This is a genomic window from Pseudomonas sp. PS01303 (genome assembly GCF_029959385.1).
Taxonomy (GTDB): Bacteria; Pseudomonadota; Gammaproteobacteria; order Pseudomonadales; family Pseudomonadaceae; genus Aquipseudomonas; species Aquipseudomonas rustica.
In genome coordinates, this window is the sequence record NZ_JASCPK010000046.1 from 1 (window position 1) to 23,262 (window position 23,262).

The 23,262-nt window shown below is 58.9% G+C and carries 17 protein-coding genes; 11 read left to right on the forward strand and 6 right to left on the reverse strand.

Annotated elements, in window-relative coordinates; translation table 11 throughout:
* Positions 1-101: 101 nt before the first annotated feature.
* On the reverse strand, positions 102-539 hold the full coding sequence (locus QMX93_RS14795; RefSeq protein WP_053122097.1) for a universal stress protein: 438 nt from the start codon (positions 537-539) through the stop codon (positions 102-104).
* A 102-nt stretch (positions 540-641) separates the two neighbouring features.
* On the opposite strand from QMX93_RS14795, the gene QMX93_RS14800 reads away from it, so the two are divergent.
* From QMX93_RS14800 to QMX93_RS14830, 7 genes are all read left to right on the forward strand, one after another.
* On the forward strand, positions 642-1,079 hold the full coding sequence (locus tag QMX93_RS14800) for a hypothetical protein (RefSeq protein WP_159814295.1): 438 nt from the start codon (positions 642-644) through the stop codon (positions 1,077-1,079).
* A 528-nt stretch (positions 1,080-1,607) separates the two neighbouring features.
* On the forward strand, positions 1,608-3,755 hold the full coding sequence (gene fadB, locus QMX93_RS14805; protein ID WP_282356710.1) for a fatty acid oxidation complex subunit alpha FadB: 2,148 nt from the start codon (positions 1,608-1,610) through the stop codon (positions 3,753-3,755).
* Positions 3,756-3,787: 32 nt separating this feature from the next.
* Positions 3,788-4,963, forward strand: a complete 1,176-nt coding sequence (gene fadA / locus QMX93_RS14810; protein ID WP_053122093.1) for an acetyl-CoA C-acyltransferase FadA — start codon at positions 3,788-3,790, stop codon at positions 4,961-4,963.
* 99 nt (positions 4,964-5,062) lie between these two features.
* Positions 5,063-5,299 (forward strand): DUF1653 domain-containing protein, encoded by a 237-nt coding sequence (locus tag QMX93_RS14815; RefSeq protein WP_007910467.1) that lies wholly within the window; start codon positions 5,063-5,065, stop codon positions 5,297-5,299.
* A 114-nt stretch (positions 5,300-5,413) separates the two neighbouring features.
* Complete coding sequence (gene topA, locus QMX93_RS14820) at positions 5,414-8,044, forward strand: type I DNA topoisomerase (RefSeq protein WP_053122091.1); 2,631 nt, start codon at positions 5,414-5,416, stop codon at positions 8,042-8,044.
* 144 nt (positions 8,045-8,188) lie between these two features.
* Positions 8,189-8,713, forward strand: a complete 525-nt coding sequence (locus QMX93_RS14825; protein ID WP_282356711.1) for a DUF6586 family protein — start codon at positions 8,189-8,191, stop codon at positions 8,711-8,713.
* Positions 8,714-8,819: 106 nt separating this feature from the next.
* Positions 8,820-9,053 (forward strand): hypothetical protein, encoded by a 234-nt coding sequence (locus QMX93_RS14830; protein ID WP_008082203.1) that lies wholly within the window; start codon positions 8,820-8,822, stop codon positions 9,051-9,053.
* A 97-nt stretch (positions 9,054-9,150) separates the two neighbouring features.
* Here the strand turns inward: QMX93_RS14830 and sulA are convergent, their stop codons facing one another.
* Both sulA and lexA read right to left on the reverse strand, forming a co-directional pair.
* The gene (gene sulA / locus QMX93_RS14835; RefSeq protein WP_053122087.1) at positions 9,151-9,624 is read right to left on the reverse strand and encodes an SOS-induced cell division inhibitor SulA; all 474 of its coding nucleotides are present in this window, start codon (positions 9,622-9,624) and stop codon (positions 9,151-9,153) included.
* 10 nt (positions 9,625-9,634) lie between these two features.
* Positions 9,635-10,243, reverse strand: coding sequence for a transcriptional repressor LexA (lexA, locus tag QMX93_RS14840; protein WP_053122085.1), 609 nt, complete (start codon positions 10,241-10,243; stop codon positions 9,635-9,637).
* Positions 10,244-10,472: 229 nt separating this feature from the next.
* Between lexA and QMX93_RS14845 the strand changes: the two genes are divergently transcribed.
* The 4 genes from QMX93_RS14845 to QMX93_RS14860 all read left to right on the forward strand — a co-directional run bounded on the left by QMX93_RS14845 (position 10,473) and on the right by QMX93_RS14860 (position 16,402).
* Positions 10,473-11,180 (forward strand): TetR/AcrR family transcriptional regulator, encoded by a 708-nt coding sequence (locus QMX93_RS14845; RefSeq protein WP_019648307.1) that lies wholly within the window; start codon positions 10,473-10,475, stop codon positions 11,178-11,180.
* Positions 11,181-11,338: 158 nt separating this feature from the next.
* On the forward strand, positions 11,339-12,349 hold the full coding sequence (gene nagZ / locus QMX93_RS14850; protein WP_053122083.1) for a beta-N-acetylhexosaminidase: 1,011 nt from the start codon (positions 11,339-11,341) through the stop codon (positions 12,347-12,349).
* A 12-nt stretch (positions 12,350-12,361) separates the two neighbouring features.
* Positions 12,362-13,099, forward strand: coding sequence for an S-methyl-5'-thioinosine phosphorylase (locus QMX93_RS14855; protein ID WP_282356712.1), 738 nt, complete (start codon positions 12,362-12,364; stop codon positions 13,097-13,099).
* Positions 13,100-13,108: 9 nt separating this feature from the next.
* Positions 13,109-16,402, forward strand: a complete 3,294-nt coding sequence (locus QMX93_RS14860) for a DEAD/DEAH box helicase (RefSeq protein WP_282356713.1) — start codon at positions 13,109-13,111, stop codon at positions 16,400-16,402.
* 127 nt (positions 16,403-16,529) lie between these two features.
* Here QMX93_RS14860 and QMX93_RS14865 read toward each other — a convergent pair whose 3' ends face one another.
* The 3 genes from QMX93_RS14865 to mfd are packed head-to-tail and all read right to left on the reverse strand — an operon-like array spanning position 16,530 to position 23,258.
* Positions 16,530-19,220 (reverse strand): DEAD/DEAH box helicase, encoded by a 2,691-nt coding sequence (locus tag QMX93_RS14865; RefSeq protein WP_282356714.1) that lies wholly within the window; start codon positions 19,218-19,220, stop codon positions 16,530-16,532.
* An 11-nt stretch (positions 19,221-19,231) separates the two neighbouring features.
* Complete coding sequence (locus QMX93_RS14870; protein WP_053122077.1) at positions 19,232-19,798, reverse strand: CsiV family protein; 567 nt, start codon at positions 19,796-19,798, stop codon at positions 19,232-19,234.
* A 10-nt stretch (positions 19,799-19,808) separates the two neighbouring features.
* The gene (mfd, locus tag QMX93_RS14875; RefSeq protein WP_159814281.1) at positions 19,809-23,258 is read right to left on the reverse strand and encodes a transcription-repair coupling factor; all 3,450 of its coding nucleotides are present in this window, start codon (positions 23,256-23,258) and stop codon (positions 19,809-19,811) included.
* Between the last annotated feature and the right edge of the window lie 4 nt (positions 23,259-23,262).

Sequence of the window (23,262 nt, forward strand, 5' to 3'; positions counted from 1 at the left end):
GGCCGGGCTTTTTGTAGGAGCTGCCGAAGGCTGCGATCTTTTGACTTTGTTTTTAAAAGGACAAGATCAAAAGATCGCAGCCTTCGGCAGCTCCTACACGGCTAGCGTTTGACCAGGTGGACGGCGAGCACATCGCAAGGCGCGCCGTGCAGTACGTCGTTCGCAGTGGAGCCGAGCAACAAGGCCAGGCCATGACGACCATGGCTGCCAACCACAATCAGATCGCATTGCTGTTCCTTGGCGAAGTGGTGGATTTCCTGACGTGGCTGGCCATAGGTCAAATGGCAGTTGGCGCCTTCGAGCTCGGAGTACTTGAGCTTAAGGCGCTCCAGGCGCTCCTTGGCCTGATCGAACTGCTGTTGTTGCAGTTGTGACAGATCCATCGGCACGTCGCCGCCGAACGCCATGGCCATTGGTTCGACAATATGCACGAGCGACAGCTTGGCGCCGTTGCTCACCGATAGCTCACGGGCGCGGTGAATCACAGGGTCGCACTCTTCAGTCAGATCTACGGCGACCAGGATATGGGTGTAGGGCATGAGGTGCTCCTCGTGACGGTTCAATATTGTTAAGTATGGCTGGTTTCAAGCGCATTGGTTCCGAAGTGGAGCAATGGCTCATCAAAAATCGGGAGTAGAGATATGACGGTCTGGTTGGTGGTGTCAATCCTGTTGGTGGTTTTGAGTCCGCTGGCGTGGTTGCGTCCATCGCGTGCGCAAAGCGGTCGCATCGCCCTGCGCATGGAGGCGCGCCGCATCGGTCTGGCCATGCAACTGGCGCCTCAGGAGTGGCCACACTGGATGGCGCAAGAGCCGCCGAGCCCGTGCGCGCAATATCATCGGCCGCGCCGTAGCAAGCAGCCGGCGTGCTGGACGTATTGGCAGAAATCGCCGGGTGCGTGGGTCAATCAATGGCAGGAAGCCTGCGAAGATCCGGCGCTGCTTAATCATTTCGAAAAGTTGCCGGGCAACGTTTTCAAAGTCGAAGCCGACAAGCAGATGATCGCCTTGTATTGGGGTGAGAAGGGCGAAGCCTCAGTTTTGCTGGATATCGACGCGACTCTGAAAGCGCTGGCATGACGCGCGGACTTTTCCCACTGCAACGGTGGGGATCGTCCGGCAGACGCGCATTAAAAAGCCCGACATGATTCATCGGGCTGGGTTGGCCAGGCAGGCCGGTAAATCTTTTTACAACGAATCTCGCTTGCAGCGCTCAGCGCTTTTCCCTGTAGTCCAGCCAGCGTAGCCTGTTAAACAAGGCTCGGCGCTAATTAGGGCGACTTTTCTAACTATTGATTCTATGAATGGCTTCTCATGCAGGCGCGTGTTGCCAGTCTGCGTGGTGCGGAAATGACCGCAAAGTCGCATTTCAACCCGTATTTTGGGCGATTGACAATTGTCGGAAATTCCGTGAAGGTGACGTACCCAAATCAAACGGGCGTATGAATTGAGCGTTTGTCTTACTGACCGCTCCTACAGAATCCCGACTATCGCGTTGGCGGGTGTGCCGGGTGAATGGGTATCAGCAGTGACGAAGAAGCGTCCTGCCAAACCATTCGCTTGCGTCCGACGTGTACTGTTCAGCTTCCATATCGTGGAGATCAGTTGATGATTTACGAAGGTAAAGCCATCACGGTTAAAGCTCTTGAAAGTGGCATCGTCGAATTGAAATTCGACCTCAAGGGTGAGTCCGTCAACAAGTTCAACCGTCTTACCCTGAACGAACTCCGTCAGGCCGTAGACACCATCAAGGCAGATGCTTCGATCAAGGGCGTGATCGTCAGCAGTGGCAAGGACGTATTCATCGTCGGCGCCGACATCACCGAATTTGTCGAGAACTTCAAGCTGCCGGATGCCGAGCTGGTTGCTGGCAATCTCGAAGCCAACAAGATCTTCAGCGATTTCGAAGACCTCAATGTTCCGACCGTAGCGGCCATCAATGGCATCGCTCTGGGCGGCGGTCTGGAAATGTGCCTGGCGGCTGACTATCGCGTCATGTCGACCAAAGCCAAGATCGGTCTGCCGGAAGTCAAACTGGGCATCTACCCAGGCTTCGGCGGCACCGTGCGTCTGCCGCGCCTGATCGGTGCCGACAACGCCATCGAGTGGATTGCCTCCGGTAAGGAAAACCGCCCTGAAGACGCGCTGAAAGTCAGTGCTGTCGACGCTGTGGTTGCTCCAGAAAAACTGCAGGAAGCGGCTCTTGAACTGATCAAGCGCGCCATCTCCGGCGAGTTCGATTACAAGGCCAAGCGTCAGCCGAAGCTGGATAAGCTCAAGCTGAACGCCATTGAACAAATGATGGCTTTCGAAACCGCCAAAGGTTTCGTCGCAGGTCAGGCTGGCCCGAACTACCCGGCGCCGGTTGAAGCGATCAAGACCATCCAGAAAGCCGCGAACTTCGGTCGTGACAAGGCGCTGGAAGTCGAAGCTGCCGGTTTCGTCAAACTGGCCAAGACCTCTGCTGCGCAGAGCTTGATCGGTCTGTTCCTGAACGATCAGGAACTGAAGAAAAAGGCCAAGGCCTACGACGAAATCGCCAAAGACGTGAAGCAGGCTGCTGTATTGGGCGCTGGCATCATGGGTGGCGGTATCGCTTATCAGTCGGCCTCCAAAGGTACGCCGATCCTGATGAAGGACATCAACGAGCACGGTATCGAGCAGGGTCTGGCCGAAGCCGCCAAACTGCTGGTTGGCCGCGTTGATAAAGGTCGCATGACCGCTGCGAAAATGGCTGAAGTGCTCAACGCCATTCGCCCAACCCTGTCCTACGGCGACTTCGGTCACGTCGATCTGGTTGTCGAAGCTGTTGTCGAGAACCCGAAGGTCAAGCAAGCCGTATTGGCTGAAGTTGAAGACAAGGTCAAAGAGGACACCATCCTCGCGTCCAACACGTCGACCATTTCCATCAGCCTGCTGGCGAAAGCCCTCAAGCGTCCGGAAAACTTCGTCGGCATGCACTTCTTCAACCCGGTGCACATGATGCCGCTGGTGGAAGTGATCCGTGGCGAGAAGTCGAGTGAGCTGGCTGTTGCCACCACCGTTGCTTACGCCAAGAAAATGGGCAAAAACCCGATCGTCGTCAACGACTGCCCGGGCTTCCTGGTCAACCGCGTACTGTTCCCGTACTTCGGCGGTTTCGCCAAACTGGTCAGCGCCGGTGTGGACTTCGTCCGTATCGACAAGGTCATGGAAAAATTCGGCTGGCCAATGGGCCCGGCATACCTGATGGACGTGGTCGGCATCGACACCGGTCACCACGGTCGTGACGTAATGGCTGAAGGTTTCCCGGATCGCATGAAGGATGACCGTCGTTCGGCCATCGACGTGCTGTACGAGGCCAAGCGTCTGGGTCAGAAAAACGGCAAGGGCTTCTACGCCTACGAAGCCGACAAGAAAGGCAAGCAGAAGAAAGTCGCCGATCCGTCGGTGCTGGAAGTGCTCAAGCCGATCGTTTACGAGCAGCGCGAAGTCACTGACGAAGACATCATCAACTGGATGATGATCCCGCTGTGCCTGGAAACCGTGCGTTGCCTGGAAGACGGCATCGTTGAAACCGCCGCCGAAGCCGACATGGGTCTGGTCTACGGTATCGGTTTCCCTCCATTCCGTGGCGGTGCACTGCGCTACATCGATTCGATCGGTGTTGCCGAGTTCGTTGCCCTGGCTGACCAGTACGCTGATTTGGGCGCGCTGTACCACCCGACCGCGAAGCTGCGTGAAATGGCCAAAACCGGCCAACGGTTCTTCGGTTAAGCGTCCCAACTTTTGAGCGAGAGTGAAATTTTATGAGCTTGAATCCAAGAGACGTCGTGATTGTCGACTTCGGTCGTACTCCGATGGGCCGCTCCAAGGGCGGCATGCACCGCAACACCCGCGCCGAAGACATGTCGGCGCACCTGATCAGCAAATTGCTGGAACGCAACGTCAAGGTCGATCCGGCTGAAGTCGAAGACGTGATCTGGGGCTGCGTTAACCAGACCCTGGAGCAGGGCTGGAACATCGCGCGCATGGCGTCGCTGATGACCCAGATCCCGCACACTTCGGCCGGCCAGACCGTCAGCCGTCTGTGCGGCTCGTCGATGAGCGCGCTGCACACTGCTGCGCAAGCGATCATGACCGGTAACGGTGACGTGTTCGTGGTTGGCGGCGTCGAGCATATGGGCCACGTGAGCATGATGCACGGTGTCGATCCGAACCCGCACATGTCGCTGTACGCGGCGAAAGCCTCGGGCATGATGGGCCTGACCGCTGAAATGCTCGGCAAAATGCACGGCATTACTCGCGAGCAGCAAGATGCTTTCGGCGTGCGTTCCCACCAGTTGGCCCACAAGGCCACCGTGGAAGGCAAGTTCAAAGACGAAATCATCCCGATGCAGGGCTACGACGAGAACGGTTTCCTGAAGCTGTTCGACTATGATGAAACCATTCGTCCGGAAACCACCCTGGAAAGTCTGGCGGCCCTCAAGCCTGCCTTCAATCCAAAGGGCGGCACCGTGACCGCAGGTACTTCGTCGCAGATCACCGATGGTGCTTCGTGCATGATCGTGATGTCGGCGCAGCGCGCACAAGATCTGGGCATCCAGCCAATGGCGGTTATTCGTTCGATGGCAGTGGCAGGTGTGGATCCGGCAATCATGGGCTATGGTCCAGTTCCGGCAACACAAAAAGCCTTGAAGCGTGCCGGTCTTGGCATCAACGATATCGACTTCTTCGAGCTCAACGAAGCTTTCGCTGCACAGGCTCTGCCAGTGCTGAAAGATCTGAAAGTACTCGACAAGATGAACGAGAAGGTTAACCTGCATGGCGGCGCGATCGCCCTGGGTCACCCGTTCGGTTGCTCCGGTGCCCGTATTTCCGGCACCTTGCTGAACGTGATGAAGCAGAATAGCGGCACCTTCGGGGTAGCCACTATGTGCATTGGTCTCGGCCAAGGCATCTCCACCGTCTTCGAACGCGTTTAAGCGTCTCGTCGATGGAAGCCGGGGCCAAGTGCCCCGGTTTTTGTTTTTCTGGATTTATTTTTGTTTTTATTTTGAAAAAATTTGAGTGAGGGCCAAAACATGCCGATACAACCTGGGCTCTACCAACATTACAAAGGTCCGCAGTACCGTGTATTCAGTGTTGCGCGGCACTCGGAAACCGAAGAAGAAGTGGTCTTTTACCAAGCCCTGTATGGCGATTACGGCTTTTGGGTACGCCCCTTGAGCATGTTTCTCGAGTCGGTCGAGGTTGACGGCGAGCAGGTGCCACGCTTTGCTTTGGTGCAAGCTGAACCGAGCCTTTTTTCCAAGGCATAAGGCGAGTGCGCACAGAACCCTGTGCTTGACCTCACCTTGTATCAACTATATATAGCGGTGCCGCGTCAGGCGCCAACCGCCTTTCACTTCTAGAATTCAGGAATTTTCTGATCCATGGGCAAATCGCTGGTCATTGTGGAATCCCCGGCTAAGGCCAAGACCATCAACAAGTATCTGGGTAACCAATACGTGGTGAAGTCGAGTATCGGCCATATCCGAGACCTGCCCACCAGCGGTTCGGCTAGCGCCAGCAAAGAGCCAGCCGCCAAGCGCGGCAAGGCTGCTGCGGGCGAAGGTCCGGTGCTCTCGCCGAAAGAGAAGGCGCGCAAGCAGCTCGTCTCGCGTATGGGTGTCGATCCCGATCATGGCTGGAAAGCCAAGTACGAGATCCTCCCGGGTAAAGAGAAGGTCATCGAAGAGCTGCGCCGGCTCGCCAAAGATGCTGACACCATCTATCTCGCAACCGACTTGGATCGCGAGGGGGAAGCCATTGCCTGGCACCTGCGCGAAGCCATCGGTGGTGACGACAGCCGCTACAAGCGCGTGGTGTTCAACGAAATCACCAAGAAGGCGATTCAGGAAGCGTTCTCCAAGCCGGGCGAGCTGGACATCGATCGTGTCAACGCTCAGCAGGCGCGTCGCTTCCTCGACCGCGTTGTCGGTTACATGGTCTCGCCGCTGCTGTGGGCGAAGATCGCTCGTGGCCTGTCCGCTGGCCGCGTGCAATCTGTAGCCGTGAAGCTGGTCGTGGAGCGTGAGCGCGAAATTCGTGCGTTCAACCCGGAAGAGTATTGGGAAGTGCATGCCGATCTCGGCACCACCAAAGGCTCGACCGTGCGTTTCGAAGTGGCTCGCGAAAAAGGCGAAGCCTTCAAGCCGCTGAACGAAGCCCAGGCCACGGCCGCGCTGGAAAAGCTCAAGGCTTCCAGCTACAGCATCGTCAAACGCGAAGACAAGCCGACCAGCAGCAAGCCTTCGGCGCCGTTCATCACGTCGACCCTGCAACAGGCTGCGAGTAACCGCCTGGGTTTCGGTGTGAAGAAAACCATGATGATGGCCCAGCGTTTGTACGAAGCCGGCTACATCACGTATATGCGTACCGACTCGACCAACCTCTCGGCCGATGCCGTGACGATGGCGCGTGCTTACATCGAAGACGAGTTCGGCAAGAAGTACCTGCCGGAAACGCCGAACGTCTACAGCAGCAAGGAAGGCGCACAAGAGGCTCACGAAGCGATTCGTCCTTCCGACGCCAACACCATTCCAAGCAAGCTGGCGGGCATGGAGCGCGATGCAGAGCGTCTCTACGAGCTGATCTGGCGCCAGTTCCTGGCTTGCCAGATGCTGCCGGCCCAATACCTGTCGACTACCGTCAGCGTCGGCGCTGGCGATTTCGAGCTGCGTGCCAAGGGCCGCATCCTCAAGTTCGACGGTTACACCCGTGTCATGCCGCAAATTGCCAAGCCGGGCGATGACGACGTTCTGCCTGATATGGCGCAGGGCGACGTGATGAAGCTGATCAAGCTCGATCCGTCGCAGCACTTCACCAAGCCGCCGGCGCGTTACTCCGAAGCCAGCCTGGTGAAAGAAATGGAAAAACGCGGCATCGGTCGTCCTTCGACTTATGCGGCGATCATTTCGACCATTCAGGATCGCGGTTACGTGACCCTGCACAACCGTCGTTTCTATTCGGAAAAGATGGGCGACATCGTTACCGAGCGTCTGTCGGAGAGCTTCTCGAACCTCATGGACTACGGTTTCACCGCCGGCATGGAAGAGAATCTCGATGACGTGGCACAGGGCGAGCGCGACTGGAAAAACGTGCTGGACGAGTTCTATGGCGACTTCAAGAAGAAGCTCGAAGTAGCCGAAAACCCGGAAAACGGCATGCGTGCCAACCAGCCGGTGATGACCGACATTCCGTGCACGACCTGCGGTCGTCCGATGCAGATTCGAACCGCATCGACCGGCGTGTTCCTTGGTTGCTCGGGCTACAGCCTGCCACCGAAAGAACGCTGCAAGGCCACCGTCAACCTGGTGCCGGGCGATGAAATCGCTGCGGACGATGAGGGCGAGTCGGAGTCGTTGGTACTGCGCGGCAAGCATCGTTGCCCGATCTGCAGCACAGCGATGGACGCTTACCTGCTCGACGAGAAGCGCAAACTGCACATCTGCGGTAATAACCCGGATTGCGCTGGCTACGAAATCGAAGAGGGCAGCTATCGCATCAAGGGTTACGAAGGCCCGAGCCTGGAATGCGACAAGTGCGGCAGCGAGATGCAGCTCAAGACCGGCCGATTCGGCAAGTTCTTCGGTTGCACCAACCCTGAGTGCAAGAACACCCGCAAGCTGCTGAAAAGCGGTGACGCGGCGCCGCCGAAGATGGATCCGGTGAAGATGCCTGAGCTGAAATGCGAAAAGGTCAACGACACCTACATCCTGCGCGACGGTGCCTCCGGCCTGTTCCTCGCGGCGAGTCAGTTCCCGAAAAACCGCGAGACCCGTGCTCCGCTGGTGATCGAGATTGTGCCGCACAAGGACGAAATCGATCCGAAGTACCACTTCCTCTGCGACGCGCCGAAGAAGGATCCTGATGGTCTGCCGGCGGTTATTCGCTACAGCCGCAAGACCAAGGAGCAATACGTGCAGACCGAAGTCGACGGCAAGCCTACCGGTTGGAAAGCTTACTACGACGGCGGCAAGTGGACGGTTGAAGACAAGCGTACGAAGGCCAAGGCCGAGTAAGCGTTAGTCCGATACTGAAAAGGCCGCATGCAAACCCTCGGGTTTTCATGCGGCCTTTTTGTTTTCTGCTTGCGGTGGGATCGGCTGATCCACGACACTGTCCGGCCTGTGTGAAGCAATTATTTCGTTGTGGAGAGCGCCGTCATGGCTCACGAACTCTATACTCGTACCAATCAGAAGATCTATTTCGCCGGCCTGTCGCTGGAAGCCCTAGCTCGCGCTGAAGAAGGGCGGGCGATGAATTCTCTGGCGCTGATTCAGGCCGGGCGTGAATCGGCGTTGTTCCACCTCTACGGCGCTTTGCTGGGCCTGTGCCACGAGATCGCCGGGTTCTATCGTCTACCTCAGGCCAATGCGCCACGGGCAGAGATGCTGCTGACGCGCGAAGTGCTGGAGTCGATCGCGATTCCCGAAATGGCCGAAATGGTCGAGTTGGCGGGTAATCCTGAAACCTGGCTGGCGAAACTGTTGGCGGCGCATTCGGCACTGTTTCAGCCTCCGCGGGTGCCACACAAGCCAAAGGGCGACGTGACCCAGCCGCTGATTCAGGCGATCAATCTGGATGAAGAAGAGGCGCCAGAAGAGTTGGGCCGAGAGGAGCTGGAGAGCTGGCGGCAGAATCTGAAAGGTTTGGCGATTCGTTTTCGTGAAGGGCTGAACGAGTGCTGAAGTCGATTGAGACGGTGGCAATCTGAAACATGCTGCTGGTCAAGATCCCGAGCGAATCCTGAATGATGTCTATATAATCCCTGCCTTTCGTGGAGAACAGACCTATATGCCAACGTCCTTTCTAGAAATTGTCGAGTTACCAGACGGCCGAATCGAACTGCGCAGGGCTGAGGACGAAGGTTCTTTGGTGACTCTGGATTTCTCCGAGGATGCCAAGACTTTCCTTCAGGGTCAGCACGTGGAAATCGCCAAGGCGATGTTGAGCGTCGGCGTGCAGATGGCCGGCCGGATGATTGAAGGTGAGTTTGATAAGGAAGAGGGGCCACGGGTTCTTCACTGATCCCTGCCTGCTTTTCGTTTTTATCGGTACCGCTTCAGATCGGCTTCTCTGTCCTTGGAGAAGCCCTGCGCTTCACACAGCGCATTTCACCTGCGAATCAACCCAAGCGAATGTTCAGGCTTTGAGCGTCGCCCGTGCGGGCCGCGCTGATCAGTTGCTGACGTGAGGTTGTGTTCAGCGGGTTGAGCCAGGTCACCACTGTGTGACTGCGGCCCAGACGCAATGCCTCGCACGCCAACTGCTGAGCACTTTGCGTGCCGCGCGGTTGCAGCAGCAGAATGCGTTCGCGGTTCAGGCCGGCATCGCGCAGCCAGGTTTGCGTCAGGCTGGCAGGCGGCGCGATCAGCGTCAGCCAGCGAGCGTCCTGATCCTCGCTCAATTCGCGAAGGATCGGGGCGAGCAGGTTCAGGCAGTTCCCGGCCGCACCGCGCAGAGACAGCTCACTGAATACTTCAGGTTCGGCATTCCATTCACGCTCGACCACTTCTTTGAGGATCGGCGCCATCGGTTGCGCCAGAAACGCTTCGAATAAAGGCAGTTGTGTTTGCTGAGGTGTGTGTGGGAACTGCATAAAGCCTCCTTTAGCGGCGGATAACGCCGACACTCAAGCCTTCGATCACCAGTTCCTGATCTTTCAGGTCGACTTCGATAGGGGCGAACTCAGGGTTTTCGGCCATCAGCCAGACTTTGCTGCCTTCACGCTTGAAGCGTTTGACGGTCACTTCATCGCCGATACGGGCGACAACCACCTGACCATTGCGCGCTTCGCGAGTGGTGTGAACGGCCAGCAGGTCACCGTCAAAAATGCCGATGTCCTTCATGCTCATGCCGTGCACGCGCAAAAGGTAGTCGGCGCGCGGGTGGAAGAAGGCGGGATTGATGTTGCAGGATTCTTCGATGTGCTGCTGAGCGAGGATCGGCGCACCGGCAGCGACACGGCCAATGACCGGCAGGGTAGAGTCGTCAGCCTTGGCTTCGAAGCCAGGGATGCGAATGCCACGAGAGGCGCCCGGGGTCATTTCGATGGCGCCTTTGCGGGCCAGCGCCTTGAGGTGTTCTTCTGCCGCGTTAGGCGACTTGAAGCCCAGTTCCTGAGCGATTTCCGCACGGGTTGGCGGATAACCGTTGTCTTCGAGGCAACGTTTGATAAAGGCCAGAATCTCGGCTTGGCGTGGCGTCAGCTTTAGCATAATGATCGCTCTGTCTTTTTATACAGTGACTGGGATTATATACAGTGAAACGCTCTTGGCAATGCCCGTTTTTTTGCCTGCCGCCGGACGGTCGGCAGCACTGCTTATAAAAGCGCCGGGCTTGTGTGGTTAAATAGCTGACCGACCATTCCCAAAACGAACTGGCAGGCTTGACAAGGCATAGGCTGAAACGTATGTTTCAAACAAGTGTTTGTCAGGCGGAGTAGCCATGGCCCAGTCGGAAACCGTTGAACGCATTCTTGATGCTGCCGAGCAGTTGTTCGCGGAGAAAGGTTTCGCGGAAACCTCATTGCGTTTGATCACCAGCAAGGCTGGCGTCAACCTGGCAGCAGTGAACTATCACTTCGGTTCGAAGAAGGCCCTGATACAGGCGGTTTTCTCGCGCTTCCTCGGGCCGTTCTGCCTCAGCCTCGATAAAGAGCTGGAGCGCCGTCAGGCCAAGCCTGAGAACAAGCCGACCCTCGAAGAACTGTTGGAAATCCTCGTCGAGCAAGCCCTCGTGGTGCAGCCCCGCAGCGGCAACGATCTGTCCATTTTCATGCGTTTGCTCGGCCTCGCGTTCAGCCAGAGCCAGGGCCACTTGCGCCGTTATCTGGAAGATATGTACGGCAAGGTATTCCGTCGCTACATGTTGCTGGTCAACGAAGCCGCGCCGCGTATTCCACCCATCGAACTGTTCTGGCGCGTGCACTTCATGCTCGGCGCTGCGGCGTTCAGCATGTCCGGTATCAAGGCGTTGCGGGCGATTGCCGAGACCGATTTCGGCGTCAACACTTCCATCGAACAAGTCATGCGCCTGATGGTGCCGTTCCTCGCCGCGGGCATGCGCGCAGAAACCGGCGTCACCGACACGGCCATGGCCACCGCGCAACTGCGTCCGCGCAGCAAATCAACGCCGGTCGCCGCCAAGGTTTAACCGCGCACGGGTGGGCGCGGCAGCTTGTATCCGCTAAGCTAGCCGCCCATGCCGACTCTCGTTCTGAACCCGATCCAAACAGAAATTGCCGACCTGCCGAGCACTGCTCACGGTAGCGATTTTCTGCGCATCGGGTTTTTCGTTTTCAAGGAATCTCTATGACTGCTGGCCTGCAAGGCTCGTTGATGGTGGACGTCGCCGGTACCTGGCTGACGGCCGAAGATCGCCAATTGTTGCGTCAGCCTGAAGTGGGCGGCCTGATTATTTTCGCCCGTAACATCGAACATCCGCGCCAGGTGCGTGAGCTCAGCGCCGCGATCCGCGCGATTCGCCCGGATCTCCTGCTGGCGGTGGATCAAGAGGGCGGTCGTGTGCAGCGTCTGCGTCAGGGCTTCGTGCGCCTGCCGGCCATGCGCGCCATCGCCGACAACCCGAATGCCGAATACCTCGCCGAACAATGTGGCTGGATCATGGCCACCGAAGTGCTGGCGGTCGGCCTCGACCTGAGCTTCGCCCCGGTACTCGATCTCGATTACCAGCGCAGCGCCGTGGTCGGCACCCGTTCCTTTGAAGGCGATCCCGAGCGCGCCGCAGTCCTTGCCGGGGCATTTATTCGCGGCATGAACAGCGCGGGCATGGCGGCCACCGGCAAGCACTTCCCTGGTCACGGTTGGGCCGAAGCCGATTCCCACGTGGCGATCCCGAATGACGAACGCAGCCTCGACGAGATCCGCGCCAACGATCTCGTGCCGTTTGCCAGACTCAGCAAACAACTGGCTGCGATCATGCCGGCGCACGTTATCTATCCGCAGGTCGATTCGCAGCCAGCCGGTTTCTCCCGCCGCTGGTTGCAGGACATCCTGCGCGGCGAGTTGCAGTTCGACGGCGTGATCTTCAGCGACGACCTGTCGATGGCCGGCGCTCACGTGGTCGGCGACGCCGCCAGCCGCATCGAAGCTGCGCTGACTGCCGGCTGCGACATGGGCCTGGTGTGCAACGACCGCGCCGCTGCCGAACTCGCCCTTAGCGCCGCGCAACGGATGAAGGTCAAGCCCTCCGCCCGAATCGCTCGTATGCGCGGTCAGGCCATTGCCAGCACCGAATATCGCCAGGATCCGCGCTGGCTCACCGCCATCGGCGCGCTCAAAGACGCTCAACTGATCGATTAAGGATTTTTCGTTATGACCGTTTACGCAATCATCGGTGGCACCGGCCTGACTCAACTCGAAGGCCTGAGCATTCGCCAGTCGCTGGCAGTCGACACACCTTACGGCGCGCCATCGGCCGACGTGCAGATCGGCGAATACGCCGGCAAGGAAGTGCTGTTCCTCGCCCGTCACGGCCACCCGCATCGCTTCCCGCCGCACAAGGTCAACTACCGCGCCAACCTGTGGGCGCTGAAGCAGGCCGGCGCCGAAGCGATCATCGCGGTGAATGCCGTCGGCGGGATTCATCCGGCGATGGGCACCGGGCATTTCTGCGTGCCACATCAGATCGTCGACTACACCAGCGGCCGCGAGCACACCTATTTCGCCGATGATCTGGAGCACGTCACCCACATCGACTTCAGCTTTCCCTACAGCGAACCGCTGCGTCAGCAATTGATTGCCGCCGTGGCTGCTGAAGGTTGCGAGTTCAGCGATCAAGGCGTTTACGCCTGCACCCAAGGCCCGCGTCTGGAAACGGTCGCCGAGATCGTGCGACTGGAGCGTGATGGCTGCGACATCGTCGGCATGACCGGCATGCCGGAAGCGGTGCTGGCGCGTGAACTGGATCTGGATTACGCCTGTCTGGCGCTGGTAGTGAACCCGGCAGCGGGCAAGACCACCGAAGTGATCACCATGGCCGAGATCGAGCAGGCGTTGCATGACGGCATGGGTAAGGTGAAGTCGACATTGGCGCGGGTGTTGGCCGGCTAAGGGCTGCCCATGAGCATTTTCATCGAGCGGCTCAAGTCGTCGGCCTGGACTCAGGCATTCACTAGCAGCGCGCTGGCCAAGGCTCGCGCTTATGCCGCCGATGATCGAGTAGAGATCATCGAGATCGATGACAGAAAGATCGAAGCGTTCTGCGTCGGTTCGCAAGATCAGGCGTATCAACAAACCATTTACCTGTCCGAAGATCGGCTGGGCTCCGTCAGCTTGCGTTGCCTGTGCACCTGTCCTGTCGCTATCGACTGCAAGCATTGCGCTGCGGTGCTTTATCACCTGCAGGGCAGTGATCATAGTGCGTCTGAAAGTGACGCACAGATCCCGCTGGGTCGGGCGCTGGAACATTGGCTTTCGACAATTCCGGTGCCGGCCAAGCCCGCCGTAGAAGGCGCGCAAACCGCAGGCACGCGCCTGTTTTACAAGCTCAAGCCAACGTCAGTGAGCGGCAAGTGGCTGCTCGATATTTTCAAGGTTTCCCAGCTCAAGAGCGGCGAGTTACGCGAAGTCAAACCGATGTATTCGCTGGCGGAAATGCTCATGCGTCAGCCCGGCTACCTGTCCGAACTGGATCTGCGCGTCGCGAGGCTGCTGGTTGCCATGCACTCCCACCACGCCTATTACAGCGGCTATCCGCTGGAAGGCAGCAGTGGCGCCGAACTGCTGGACATGCTCCTGCGCACCTCGCGGCTGTTCCTCGATTTCGAAGATCTGCGCCCGTTGGTGTCGGGGGCGAAACGCACCGGCCAGTTCGCCTGGGCCGAACAGGCCGACGGCGGCTTCCGCGCGCAGTGGAGCAGTGCCGAGGCGGCGCAAGAAACCGTGCTGGCGCTGGAGCCGCTTTATTACCTGGATCGTGAACAGCGGCAGATTGGCCCTCTGTTCAATGAACTGGAAGAAAAACTGGCCAGTCATTTGACGCTGGCGCCGGACGTTCCGGCGCGTCAGGCCATGCAGTTCAGCCATCGCATGAGCACCGCAACGAGAATCCCGCCGCCACACCAACTCACCGAACGAGTCATCGACGACGTACTGCCGCAGCCACAACTGACCCTCGTCAGCGGTCGGGAGCGCTCGCGCTGGGAATACGTTCTGGAGCACCGCGCCGCCCTGGTGTTTACCTACAACGGCCAGCCGACGGTGGATCGCAATCCGGAAGTGATGATCCTCAACGGCACCGAAACCCAGCGCATTCAACGTCAGCCTGCGGTGGAAAAGCAGCTGCGCCAGATCCTGCAAAAGCACGGCTTCAAGAAGGCCACGCGCAAGAGTTCGCTGGATCGTCGCGGCGAGATGTTCACTTTGCCGGATGATTCCGCCTGGCTCGGGTTTATGCACGAAGGCCTTGCCACGTTGCGCGCCTTGAACTGGCAAGTCGAGATCAGTGACGGCTTTCATTTCAATGTACAGCCAGTCGAGCATTGGTACGCCGAGGTCGAAGAAGAGGCTGGGCATCAGTGGTTTGATTTGCAGTTGGGTATCGTCGTCAATGGCCAGCGCTACAGTTTGCTACCGATCCTTCTGCACTTGTTGCGCACCCAGCCGCGCTTGCTCGACCCGGTCAATCTGGCACAACGCAGCGATGACGAAAAACTCCTGATCGAACTCAAGCCCAGCGGTTTTGGCGATCCTGCGGGCGCCAAGGTCGCGCTGCCGCTGAGTCGGGTCAAACCGCTGATGGCGACGCTGGGCGAGTTGTACCTGGGCGGTCATCAGGGCGATGCACTGCGCTTGAGTGTCCCGGATGCCGCGCGCTTGAGTATGCTCGATGGCGTGCCGCTGGATTGGCAGGGTGGCGAGCGGCTGCGCACCTTCGCCAAGCGATTGCAGAATTCCAGTCACACCCACGTCGCTGCGCCGGCCGGTCTTAACGCGCAACTGCGCCCGTATCAGCTCGAAGGCCTGAACTGGATGCAGACCCTGCGCGAGCTTGAGGTCGGCGGCATTCTCGGCGATGACATGGGGCTGGGCAAAACCCTGCAAACCCTGGCGCATCTGCTCACGGAAAAACACGCCGGTCGCCTCGATTGCCCGGCTCTTGCGGTGATGCCGACCAGCCTGATTCCAAACTGGCTCGACGAGGCCGAGCGATTCACCCCGCAGTTGAAAGTATTGGCGCTGCACGGCACGGGACGGCAGAAAGATTTCGCTAATCTGGCTGAGTATGATCTGGTGCTGACCACTTACGCGTTACTGCCGAGGGATCTCGAGGTTCTACAGCCGCAGCTGTGGAGCGTGCTGATTCTCGACGAAGCGCAGAACATCAAAAACCCGATCAGCAAAGCGGCGCAAGCGGTCCGTGATCTGCAGGCCCGTCAGCGCTTGTGCCTGAGCGGCACGCCATTGGAAAACCACTTGGGCGAGCTGTGGTCGCAGTTTCATTTCCTCATGCCCGGCTGGCTTGGCGACAGCAAATCCTTCAATCGCGATTACCGCACGCCAATTGAAAAGCACGGCAATGTTCAGCGCATGCAGCACCTGACGGCACGGATCAAGCCGTTTTTATTGCGTCGTAAAAAGGATCAGGTCGCCACCGAGTTGCCGCCGAAAACCGAAATCGTCCATTGGGTCGATCTCAGCGACGGCCAGCGCGATGTCTATGAAACGGTTCGCGTCGCAATGGACAAAAAAGTCCGCGACGAGATTGCCCGCAGTGGCGTGGCGCGCAGTCAGATCATCATTCTCGATGCCTTGCTCAAGCTGCGGCAGGTTTGTTGCGACTTGCGCCTGATCAAGATGCCAATGACAGCCAAGGCACTGCGTTCCGGCAGTGGCAAGCTGGTCAGTCTGATGGAAATGCTTGAAGAGTTGCTCGGCGAAGGTCGCAGAATCCTGCTGTTCTCGCAGTTCACCTCGATGCTCGCTTTGATTGAGGAAGAATTGCAGCAACGGGACATTGCCTATTCGCTGCTGACTGGCGACACCACGGATCGGCGCACGCCGGTCAAGGATTTTCAGGGCGGCAAGGTGCCGCTGTTTCTGATCAGTCTGAAGGCGGGCGGTACCGGTTTGAACCTGACCGCTGCGGACACGGTGATTCACTTCGACCCTTGGTGGAACCCGGCAGTGGAGAATCAGGCCACCGATCGCGCGTATCGCATCGGGCAGAACAACCCGGTGTTTGTTTACAAGCTGATTGCCCGTGGCACGGTGGAGGAGAAGATACAGGCGTTGCAGCAGGAGAAGGCTGCACTGGCCGGGGCGGTGCTTGAGGGTGGGACGACGGGTGGCTGGAAGCTTGAGCAGAGTGACATCGAGGCGTTGTTTGCACCGCTGCCTGTTTCCAAGGTTTGAGCCTGGGTTTTAACCGTTAGACCGAGGTGAGTCATTCGCGAGCAAGCTTTGCTCCTACAGGGATCTGCGGCGTCCACCCGTAGGAGCAAAGCTTGCTCGCGATAGCTATCTAACAGAAAAAAAGATCTCAACGCTTATCGAGCTTATCCGGCAACGGCGCAAACAGCGCTTCAATATCATCACTCTGCAACTTCCAGTCCCCAGCCCTACGCCCATCCAGCACGCCTGCCGCCAAGTCGGATTTTTCCTTTTGCAGGTGCTGAATCTTCTCTTCCACCGTACCCCGGGCAATCATCTTGTAAACGAATACCGGTTTCTCCTGACCAATTCGGTACGCCCGATCCGTCGCCTGATTTTCGGTCGCCGGGTTCCACCACGGGTCGTAGTGAATCACCGTGTCCGCTTCCGTCAGGTTCAGACCAACACCACCGGCCTTCAGGCTGATGAGAAAAATCTGACGCTTGCCGCTCTGGAATTCCTTCACCGGTGTACGCCGATCGCGGGTCTGGCCGGTCAATAGCGCGTAGGAAACATTACGCTTTTTCAGCTCTTGCTCGATCAAGGCCAGCATCGAGGTGAACTGCGAAAACAGCAAAATCCGCCGTCCTTCCTCGAACAACTCCTCAAGCATTTCCATCAAGCTGTCGAGCTTGCCTGAGGTGCTGCCGCGAGCGGGCAGGGTGGCATCGTTGACCAAGCGCAAATCACAGCAAACCTGACGCAGCTTCAACAGCGCCTCAAGAATGATGATCTGACTGCGCGCCACACCTTTGCGGGTGATTTCGTCGCGGACTTTTTTGTCCATCGCCAAACGCATGGTTTCGTATACATCGCGCTGCGCTTCGTTGAGATCGACCCAATGGATGATCTCGGTTTTCGGCGGCAGCTCGGTGGCGACCTGCTCTTTGGTGCGGCGCAGCAGGAACGGTTTTATCCTACCGTTGAGGTGCTGAAGTCTGACTTCACTGCCGCGCTTTTCAATCGGCACACGGTAATCGGCGTTGAAGCTTTTGACGTCGCCGAGCCAGCCCGGCAGCAGGAAGTGAAACAGCGACCACAGCTCGCCCAAGTGGTTTTCCAGCGGCGTACCACTGAGGCACAAGCGCTGGCGTGCATTAAGCTCACGCGCCGCTTGCGCAGCTTTGCTGTTGGGATTCTTGATGTACTGCGCTTCATCCAGCACCAACACGTGCAGCGGTTGCTTGGCCAGACGTTCGACGTCTTTGGGCAGCAGCGCGTAGGTGGTGAGGATCAGGTCGAAATCGGCCAGATTATCGAAATGCTTTTTGCGCGTGGCGCCGTACAGTGCGACCACTTTCAGCTGCGGGGTGAAGTGTGCCGCCTCATCCAGCCAGTTCGGAATCAGACTGGTCGGCATCACCACCATGCATGGGCGATCCAAGCGTCCGGCATTTTTCTCGCTGAGAATATGCGCCAGGGTCTGTAGGGTTTTACCCAAACCCATGTCATCCGCAAGGATCCCGCCGACTTCCAGTTGCCGCAGCGATTGCATCCAGCTCAAGCCTTCGAGCTGATACGGACGCAGCGTCGCGTTCAGTCCTTCCGGCGCTTCCGCGCTGAAATCACGAATGTCGCGCAAGCGTTGGGCGAACGTGCGGATCTGCTCGCCGCCCTCCCACAGCAGCGGCAGGCCTTCCAGCGAGTTGAGGCGTGTGGCGTCGGCCTTGCTCAGGCGCAGGGTGGTTTCGCCCGGCTCCTGCAAATAGAACTCACCGAGCGTCATCAATACCGGCTTCAACCGGCCCAGCGGCAATGCCACCTGCAGCGGCCCGTGCTCGATATTGCGTTGCGGCACGTTGACCAGAATCAGCTCGTCATCACGACGGCGCGCAAGGCGTTCCGGATTGAGAATTTCCGCGTGCGAGCGCATCAGATTGAGCAGGATCGGCAGCAGACTCAGGCGCTCACCGTTGACGATGATCCCCAGTTCCAGATCAAACCAGTCACGCTCCGGCGCCTGCTCGACCGTGGCGTACCAGTCATCCACGGCAGTCAGATCAAAGCCAAACTCCTCGTCGATCTGCAATTCCCAGCCTTGGGTGCGCAGCTTCGGCAAATCGTTGAGGGTAAACGTCAGCCAGGCGCTGTCGTTGACCATCTCATACAGCTCGCCCGCGCTATCCGGCAGCGCTTTGCTCTGGCGCGTGGCGATTCGAAAGCCGAGGATTCTTAACTGTTCACGGTAGGACTGTTCGACTTCCGGATGGCGTTTTATCCGCAGGGTCTGGGTTTCCTGACGGATCAGGATGTCGCTGTTTTTCTGCCCGCTGACGTACTCATCCAGATAGCTGAACGACAGGGCCGCGCGGTGCTGAATGTAGCGCTGCATCTTGCCGTTGCGCGGTTCGAAAGCGCTGAACTCGACACTGGCCAGCCACAGGCGTGGCATCGGCTGCACATTGTCGACCAGCACTTGCGGCGGCGCTTTCGGGCCACGGTTTTCCAGCACGGCTTGAAGTTTCTCCAACAGCTCGGCGTCTTTGGCGGCGGCGGGGTAATCGAGGGTTTCCTGCACTTTCAGCAACACTGCCGCGCAATGTTTGCAGTTGCTGCGCACCGGGCAGGTGCAGCCGGCATCGACCAGCAGCAAAGTGCCTTTGGCTGACTCGCGAAGATGAATCGTCTGACGGTAAACGTTTCCGCCAGAGCCTTCGCAACTGGCGGTGATCGTTGCGTCGCCGACCTGGGCGATGCGTACCCGGTTTTCCAGGGCGTAGCGGCGGCCACGCTCCAGGCTCTGTTCCTTGAATCGGCTGACCCAGGAGGGCGCCAACGGTTTACTCAGCGGCGGGTTCATAAGGACTTCGATCAGTCCGGAATCGCTTCAGGCGCTTCCCGTGGCGCAGGCGCGGTCAGGGAAGTGATCTTGATCAGCAGTGCCAGATGGCCGTTGTCGAGATAGTTGAGTTGGCCGTTCTTGGTGTGGCTGTCCTGTTTCAGGCGTTCACTGGCGGTGACCAGGCCATTGGTGTCGATCTGATTGACCCAGAAATCGGCAGCCACGTCGGTGAAGCGCCCGAGCTTCATCTCCAGCGTGCCCTCGATCGGGAACTGGCCGTATTGCTCTTGGCCGTCGCTGACCGCGACTTTCGCCGGTGCTTCGCCGAGGGTTTGCTGCCAGGCCTTGTGCATCAGGACTGTGTAGTCGCCACTGGCGGTGAGTTTAGTTACCACGTCATTCAGCGCCGGCGTGCGCTTGCTGTCATCGCCCAAACGCTGGGCGCCTGCGGCCCAGTCTTCCGGCGCGGCACGGCTGACGATGGCCGGCACGGCGTTCTGGCGCACCAGAATCATTTCGACCTGATACAGGTCATCGGCAAAAACCGAAGGTGCTACCAGGGTGAGTAGCAAAGTCAGCGAGCGAAACAGGCGCATGCGGCGTCCTTTAAACAGATTTCGGGAGGAGGCGCTCAAACAGCGCCTCTACAGTATTAAAGCGCTCTTCCGGGCGTTCCATCGGCACCTGAAACTTGAACATCGTGGCGCCTTCGAATTTGTAGCGTTTCGGCTGGCTCTGGATCAGCTTGATCAGCGTCATCGGATCGACCGGCGTCTGCGCTTCGAACTCGATGCGCCCACCTTGCGGCCCGCCATCGACTTTCTTGATGCCCAACTGCTCGGCCTGCAACTTCAACGCCGTGATGCGCACCAGATTTTTCGTCGGTTCCGGCAACAAGCCGAAACGGTCGATCATCTCGACTTGCAGATCCTTCAAGCCTTCCTCGTCGGTCGCCGAAGCAATGCGCTTGTACAGAATCAGACGGGCGTGAACGTCCGGCAGGTAATCTTCCGGAATCAACGCCGGTACCCGCAAGTTGACCTCCGGGCCACCGCCGAGCGGTTGATCGAGGTTCGGTTGCTCGCCCTTGCGGATCGATTTCACCGCGCGTTCGAGCATTTCCATGTACAGCGTAAAACCGACGGCTTGAATCTGCCCGCTCTGGCCATCGCCAAGCAGTTCGCCGGCACCACGGATTTCCAGGTCGTTGGTCGCCAGCACGAAACCGGCACCGAGATCCTGAGTATTGGCGATCGCTTCCAGACGCTTTTCCGCGTCCGAAGTGATTTGCTGGCGCGGCGGTGTCAGCAGGTACGCATATGCCTGGTGGTGACTGCGGCCGACACGGCCACGCAACTGGTGCAGTTGCGCCAGGCCGAATTTGTCAGCGCGCTCAATGATGATGGTGTTGGCGCTCGGCACGTCGATGCCGGTCTCGATGATGGTCGAGGCGATCAGCACGTTGAAGCGCTTGTGATAGAAGTCGCTCATCACTTGTTCGAGTTCGCGCTCGCGCATCTGTCCGTGACCGATACCGATACGTGCTTCCGGCACCAGTTCGGCGAGGTCGGCGGCGCATTTCTCGATGGTTTTCACATCGTTGTGCAAGTAATAAACCTGACCGCCACGCAGCAGTTCGCGGAGCAGGGCCTCTTTGACCGTGCTCTTGTTCTGCTCCATGACGAAGGTGCGCACCGACAGGCGTCGCGCTGGCGGTGTGGCGATGATCGACAGATCGCGCATGCCCGACACCGCCATGTTCAGCGTGCGCGGAATCGGCGTGGCGGTCAGCGTGAGGATGTCGACTTCGCTGCGCAGGGCCTTGAGCTGTTCTTTCTGACGGACACCGAAGCGGTGTTCTTCGTCGATGATTACGAGCCCGAGGTTTTTGATTTTCACGTCATCGGACAGCAACTTGTGCGTGCCGATGACGATGTCGATCTTGCCTTCCGCCAGATCGGCGATCGCTGCGTTCACTTCCTTGGCCGATTTGAAGCGGCTCATCACTTCCACGCTCACCGGCCAGTCGGCGAAGCGGTCGCGGAAACTGTTGTAGTGCTGCTGGGCGAGCAGGGTGGTCGGCACCAGAATCGCCACCTGGCGGCCACCGTGGACGGCGATGAACGCCGCGCGCATGGCCACTTCGGTCTTGCCGAAGCCAACGTCGCCGCAGACCAGGCGATCCATCGGTTTCGGCGCGAGCATGTCGGCGCGCACGGCTTCGATGGTGGTTTGTTGATCCGGGGTTTCTTCGAACGGGAAACCGGCGCTGAACGTCGCGTAATCGGCTTTCGGGTCGGCGAACGCATAACCTTCGCGAGCGGCTCGGCGGGCGTAGATGTCGAGCAATTCAGCGGCGACGTCACGTACCTGTTCGGCGGCTTTGCGTTTGGCTTTCTGCCAGGTTTCCGAGCCGAGACGGTGCAGCGGGGCCAGCGCATCATCGCTGCCGGTGTAGCGCGCGATCAGATGCAGGTTGGCCACCGGCACGTAGAGCTTGGCGTTTTCGGCGTATTCGAGGGTGAGGAATTCGGCGGCTTGATCGTCGATTTCCAGAATCGTCAGGCCGAGGTAGCGACCGACACCGTGATCGATGTGCACCACCGGCGCACCTTCGCGCAGCTCGGTGAGGTTTTTGATCACTGCATCGTTGTTGCCGTCGGCACGTTTCTCGCGACGGCGACGCTGCATGACGCGTTGACCGAACAGCGGACTTTCAGCGACCAGCGCCAGCGCCGGATCGTCGAGCATCAGGCCTTCGTCGAGCGGGGCGATGGTGATCGCCAGACGATCCTTGCTCGCAACAAAGTCCGGCCAGCTATCGACAGTTTTCGGTCGCAGCTTCAGACGTTCGAGCAACTCCAGCAGCACTTCGCGACGGCCCGCGGATTCGGCGGTGAACAGCACGCGCCCGGGGAATTCGTCGAGGAAACCGGCCAGCGCGGCCAGCGGTTGCGTGGCTTTGGCTTCAATCGCCAGATTCGGCAGGGCTTGCGCCGGGAAGCGCTCGCGACCGGCGCCGCTTTCGACGTCTTGCTGACTGGCAACCACTCGCGGCCAGCTCTTCAGGCGCGCGAAGCAGTCTTCCACCGGCAGGAACAATTCGGCGGGCGGCAATAAAGGACGCGATGGATCGACGCGGCGCTCTTCATAACGATTGCGCACGTCGTTCCAGAAATTCTCCGCCGCTTGCTCGATGCCCGGCAGCGAGAACACTTGCGTGTCTTGCGGCAGGTAATCGAACAGCGTCGAGGTTTCGTCGAAGAACAGCGGCAGGTAGTACTCGATACCGGCCGGGGTAATGCCGCTGCTCAGATCCTGAAAGATCGGGCAGCGCCGGAAGTCGACGTCGAAACGCTCGCGAAAGCGCGCCTTGAAGCGGGTGACCGCGTCTTTCTGCAACGGGAATTCACGCGCCGGCAGCAGCTTGACCGAGTCGACCTTGTCGATGGAGCGCTGGTTTTCCGGATCAAACGTGCGCAGGGTTTCGATTTCGTCATCGAACAGGTCGATGCGATACGGCAACTTGCTGCCCATCGGAAACAGGTCGATCAGCGCGCCGCGCACGGTGAATTCGCCGTGCTCATACACCGTGTCGACGTAGCGATAGCCGCTGGCTTCGAGCCGCGAGCGCATCTGCTCGACGTCGAGCTTCTGACCGACATCCAGTACCAGGCTGCTGCCGAGCAGGAATTTGGTCGGCGCCAGACGGTGCAGGGCCGTGGTGATCGGCACCACCAACACACCGTGTTCCAGTTCCGGCAGCCTATATAAGCTGGCAATGCGCTGGGAAATGATGTCCTGATGCGGCGAGAACAGGTCGTAGGGCAGGGTTTCCCAGTCGGGGAAATGCAGAACGGGCAAATCCGGGGCGAAGAAACTCAGCTCCTGTTCCAGTCGTTCAGCACTCTGGCTGTCGGCGGTCAGTAGCAGGGTGAAGCGCTTGGCAGCGCTGGCAGCCTCGGCAATCGCCAGACTGAGGGCAGCGCCGGGCAAATTGCCCCAATGCTGTTTACCTGCCTCGGCAGGGAGTTGCGGTAGACGCAGAACGGGCACGGAA

Bases quoted from the DNA above. Each gene is read 5' to 3' on its own strand.
- lexA (WP_053122085.1), bottom strand. From the start codon at position 10,243: ATGCTAAAGCTGACGCCACGCCAAGCCGAGATTCTGGCCTTTATCAAA.
- sulA (WP_053122087.1), bottom strand. From the start codon at position 9,624: ATGCAGTTCCCACACACACCTCAGCAAACACAACTGCCTTTATTCGAA.
- QMX93_RS14865 (WP_282356714.1), bottom strand. From the start codon at position 19,220: ATGAACCCGCCGCTGAGTAAACCGTTGGCGCCCTCCTGGGTCAGCCGA.
- QMX93_RS14855 (WP_282356712.1), top strand. From the start codon at position 12,362: ATGACCGTTTACGCAATCATCGGTGGCACCGGCCTGACTCAACTCGAA.
- QMX93_RS14815 (WP_007910467.1), top strand. From the start codon at position 5,063: ATGCCGATACAACCTGGGCTCTACCAACATTACAAAGGTCCGCAGTAC.
- QMX93_RS14795 (WP_053122097.1), bottom strand. From the start codon at position 539: ATGCCCTACACCCATATCCTGGTCGCCGTAGATCTGACTGAAGAGTGC.
- QMX93_RS14830 (WP_008082203.1), top strand. From the start codon at position 8,820: ATGCCAACGTCCTTTCTAGAAATTGTCGAGTTACCAGACGGCCGAATC.
- nagZ (WP_053122083.1), top strand. From the start codon at position 11,339: ATGACTGCTGGCCTGCAAGGCTCGTTGATGGTGGACGTCGCCGGTACC.
- QMX93_RS14800 (WP_159814295.1), top strand. From the start codon at position 642: ATGACGGTCTGGTTGGTGGTGTCAATCCTGTTGGTGGTTTTGAGTCCG.
- QMX93_RS14860 (WP_282356713.1), top strand. From the start codon at position 13,109: ATGAGCATTTTCATCGAGCGGCTCAAGTCGTCGGCCTGGACTCAGGCA.
- QMX93_RS14825 (WP_282356711.1), top strand. From the start codon at position 8,189: ATGGCTCACGAACTCTATACTCGTACCAATCAGAAGATCTATTTCGCC.
- fadB (WP_282356710.1), top strand. From the start codon at position 1,608: ATGATTTACGAAGGTAAAGCCATCACGGTTAAAGCTCTTGAAAGTGGC.
- topA (WP_053122091.1), top strand. From the start codon at position 5,414: ATGGGCAAATCGCTGGTCATTGTGGAATCCCCGGCTAAGGCCAAGACC.
- fadA (WP_053122093.1), top strand. From the start codon at position 3,788: ATGAGCTTGAATCCAAGAGACGTCGTGATTGTCGACTTCGGTCGTACT.
- QMX93_RS14845 (WP_019648307.1), top strand. From the start codon at position 10,473: ATGGCCCAGTCGGAAACCGTTGAACGCATTCTTGATGCTGCCGAGCAG.
- QMX93_RS14870 (WP_053122077.1), bottom strand. From the start codon at position 19,798: ATGCGCCTGTTTCGCTCGCTGACTTTGCTACTCACCCTGGTAGCACCT.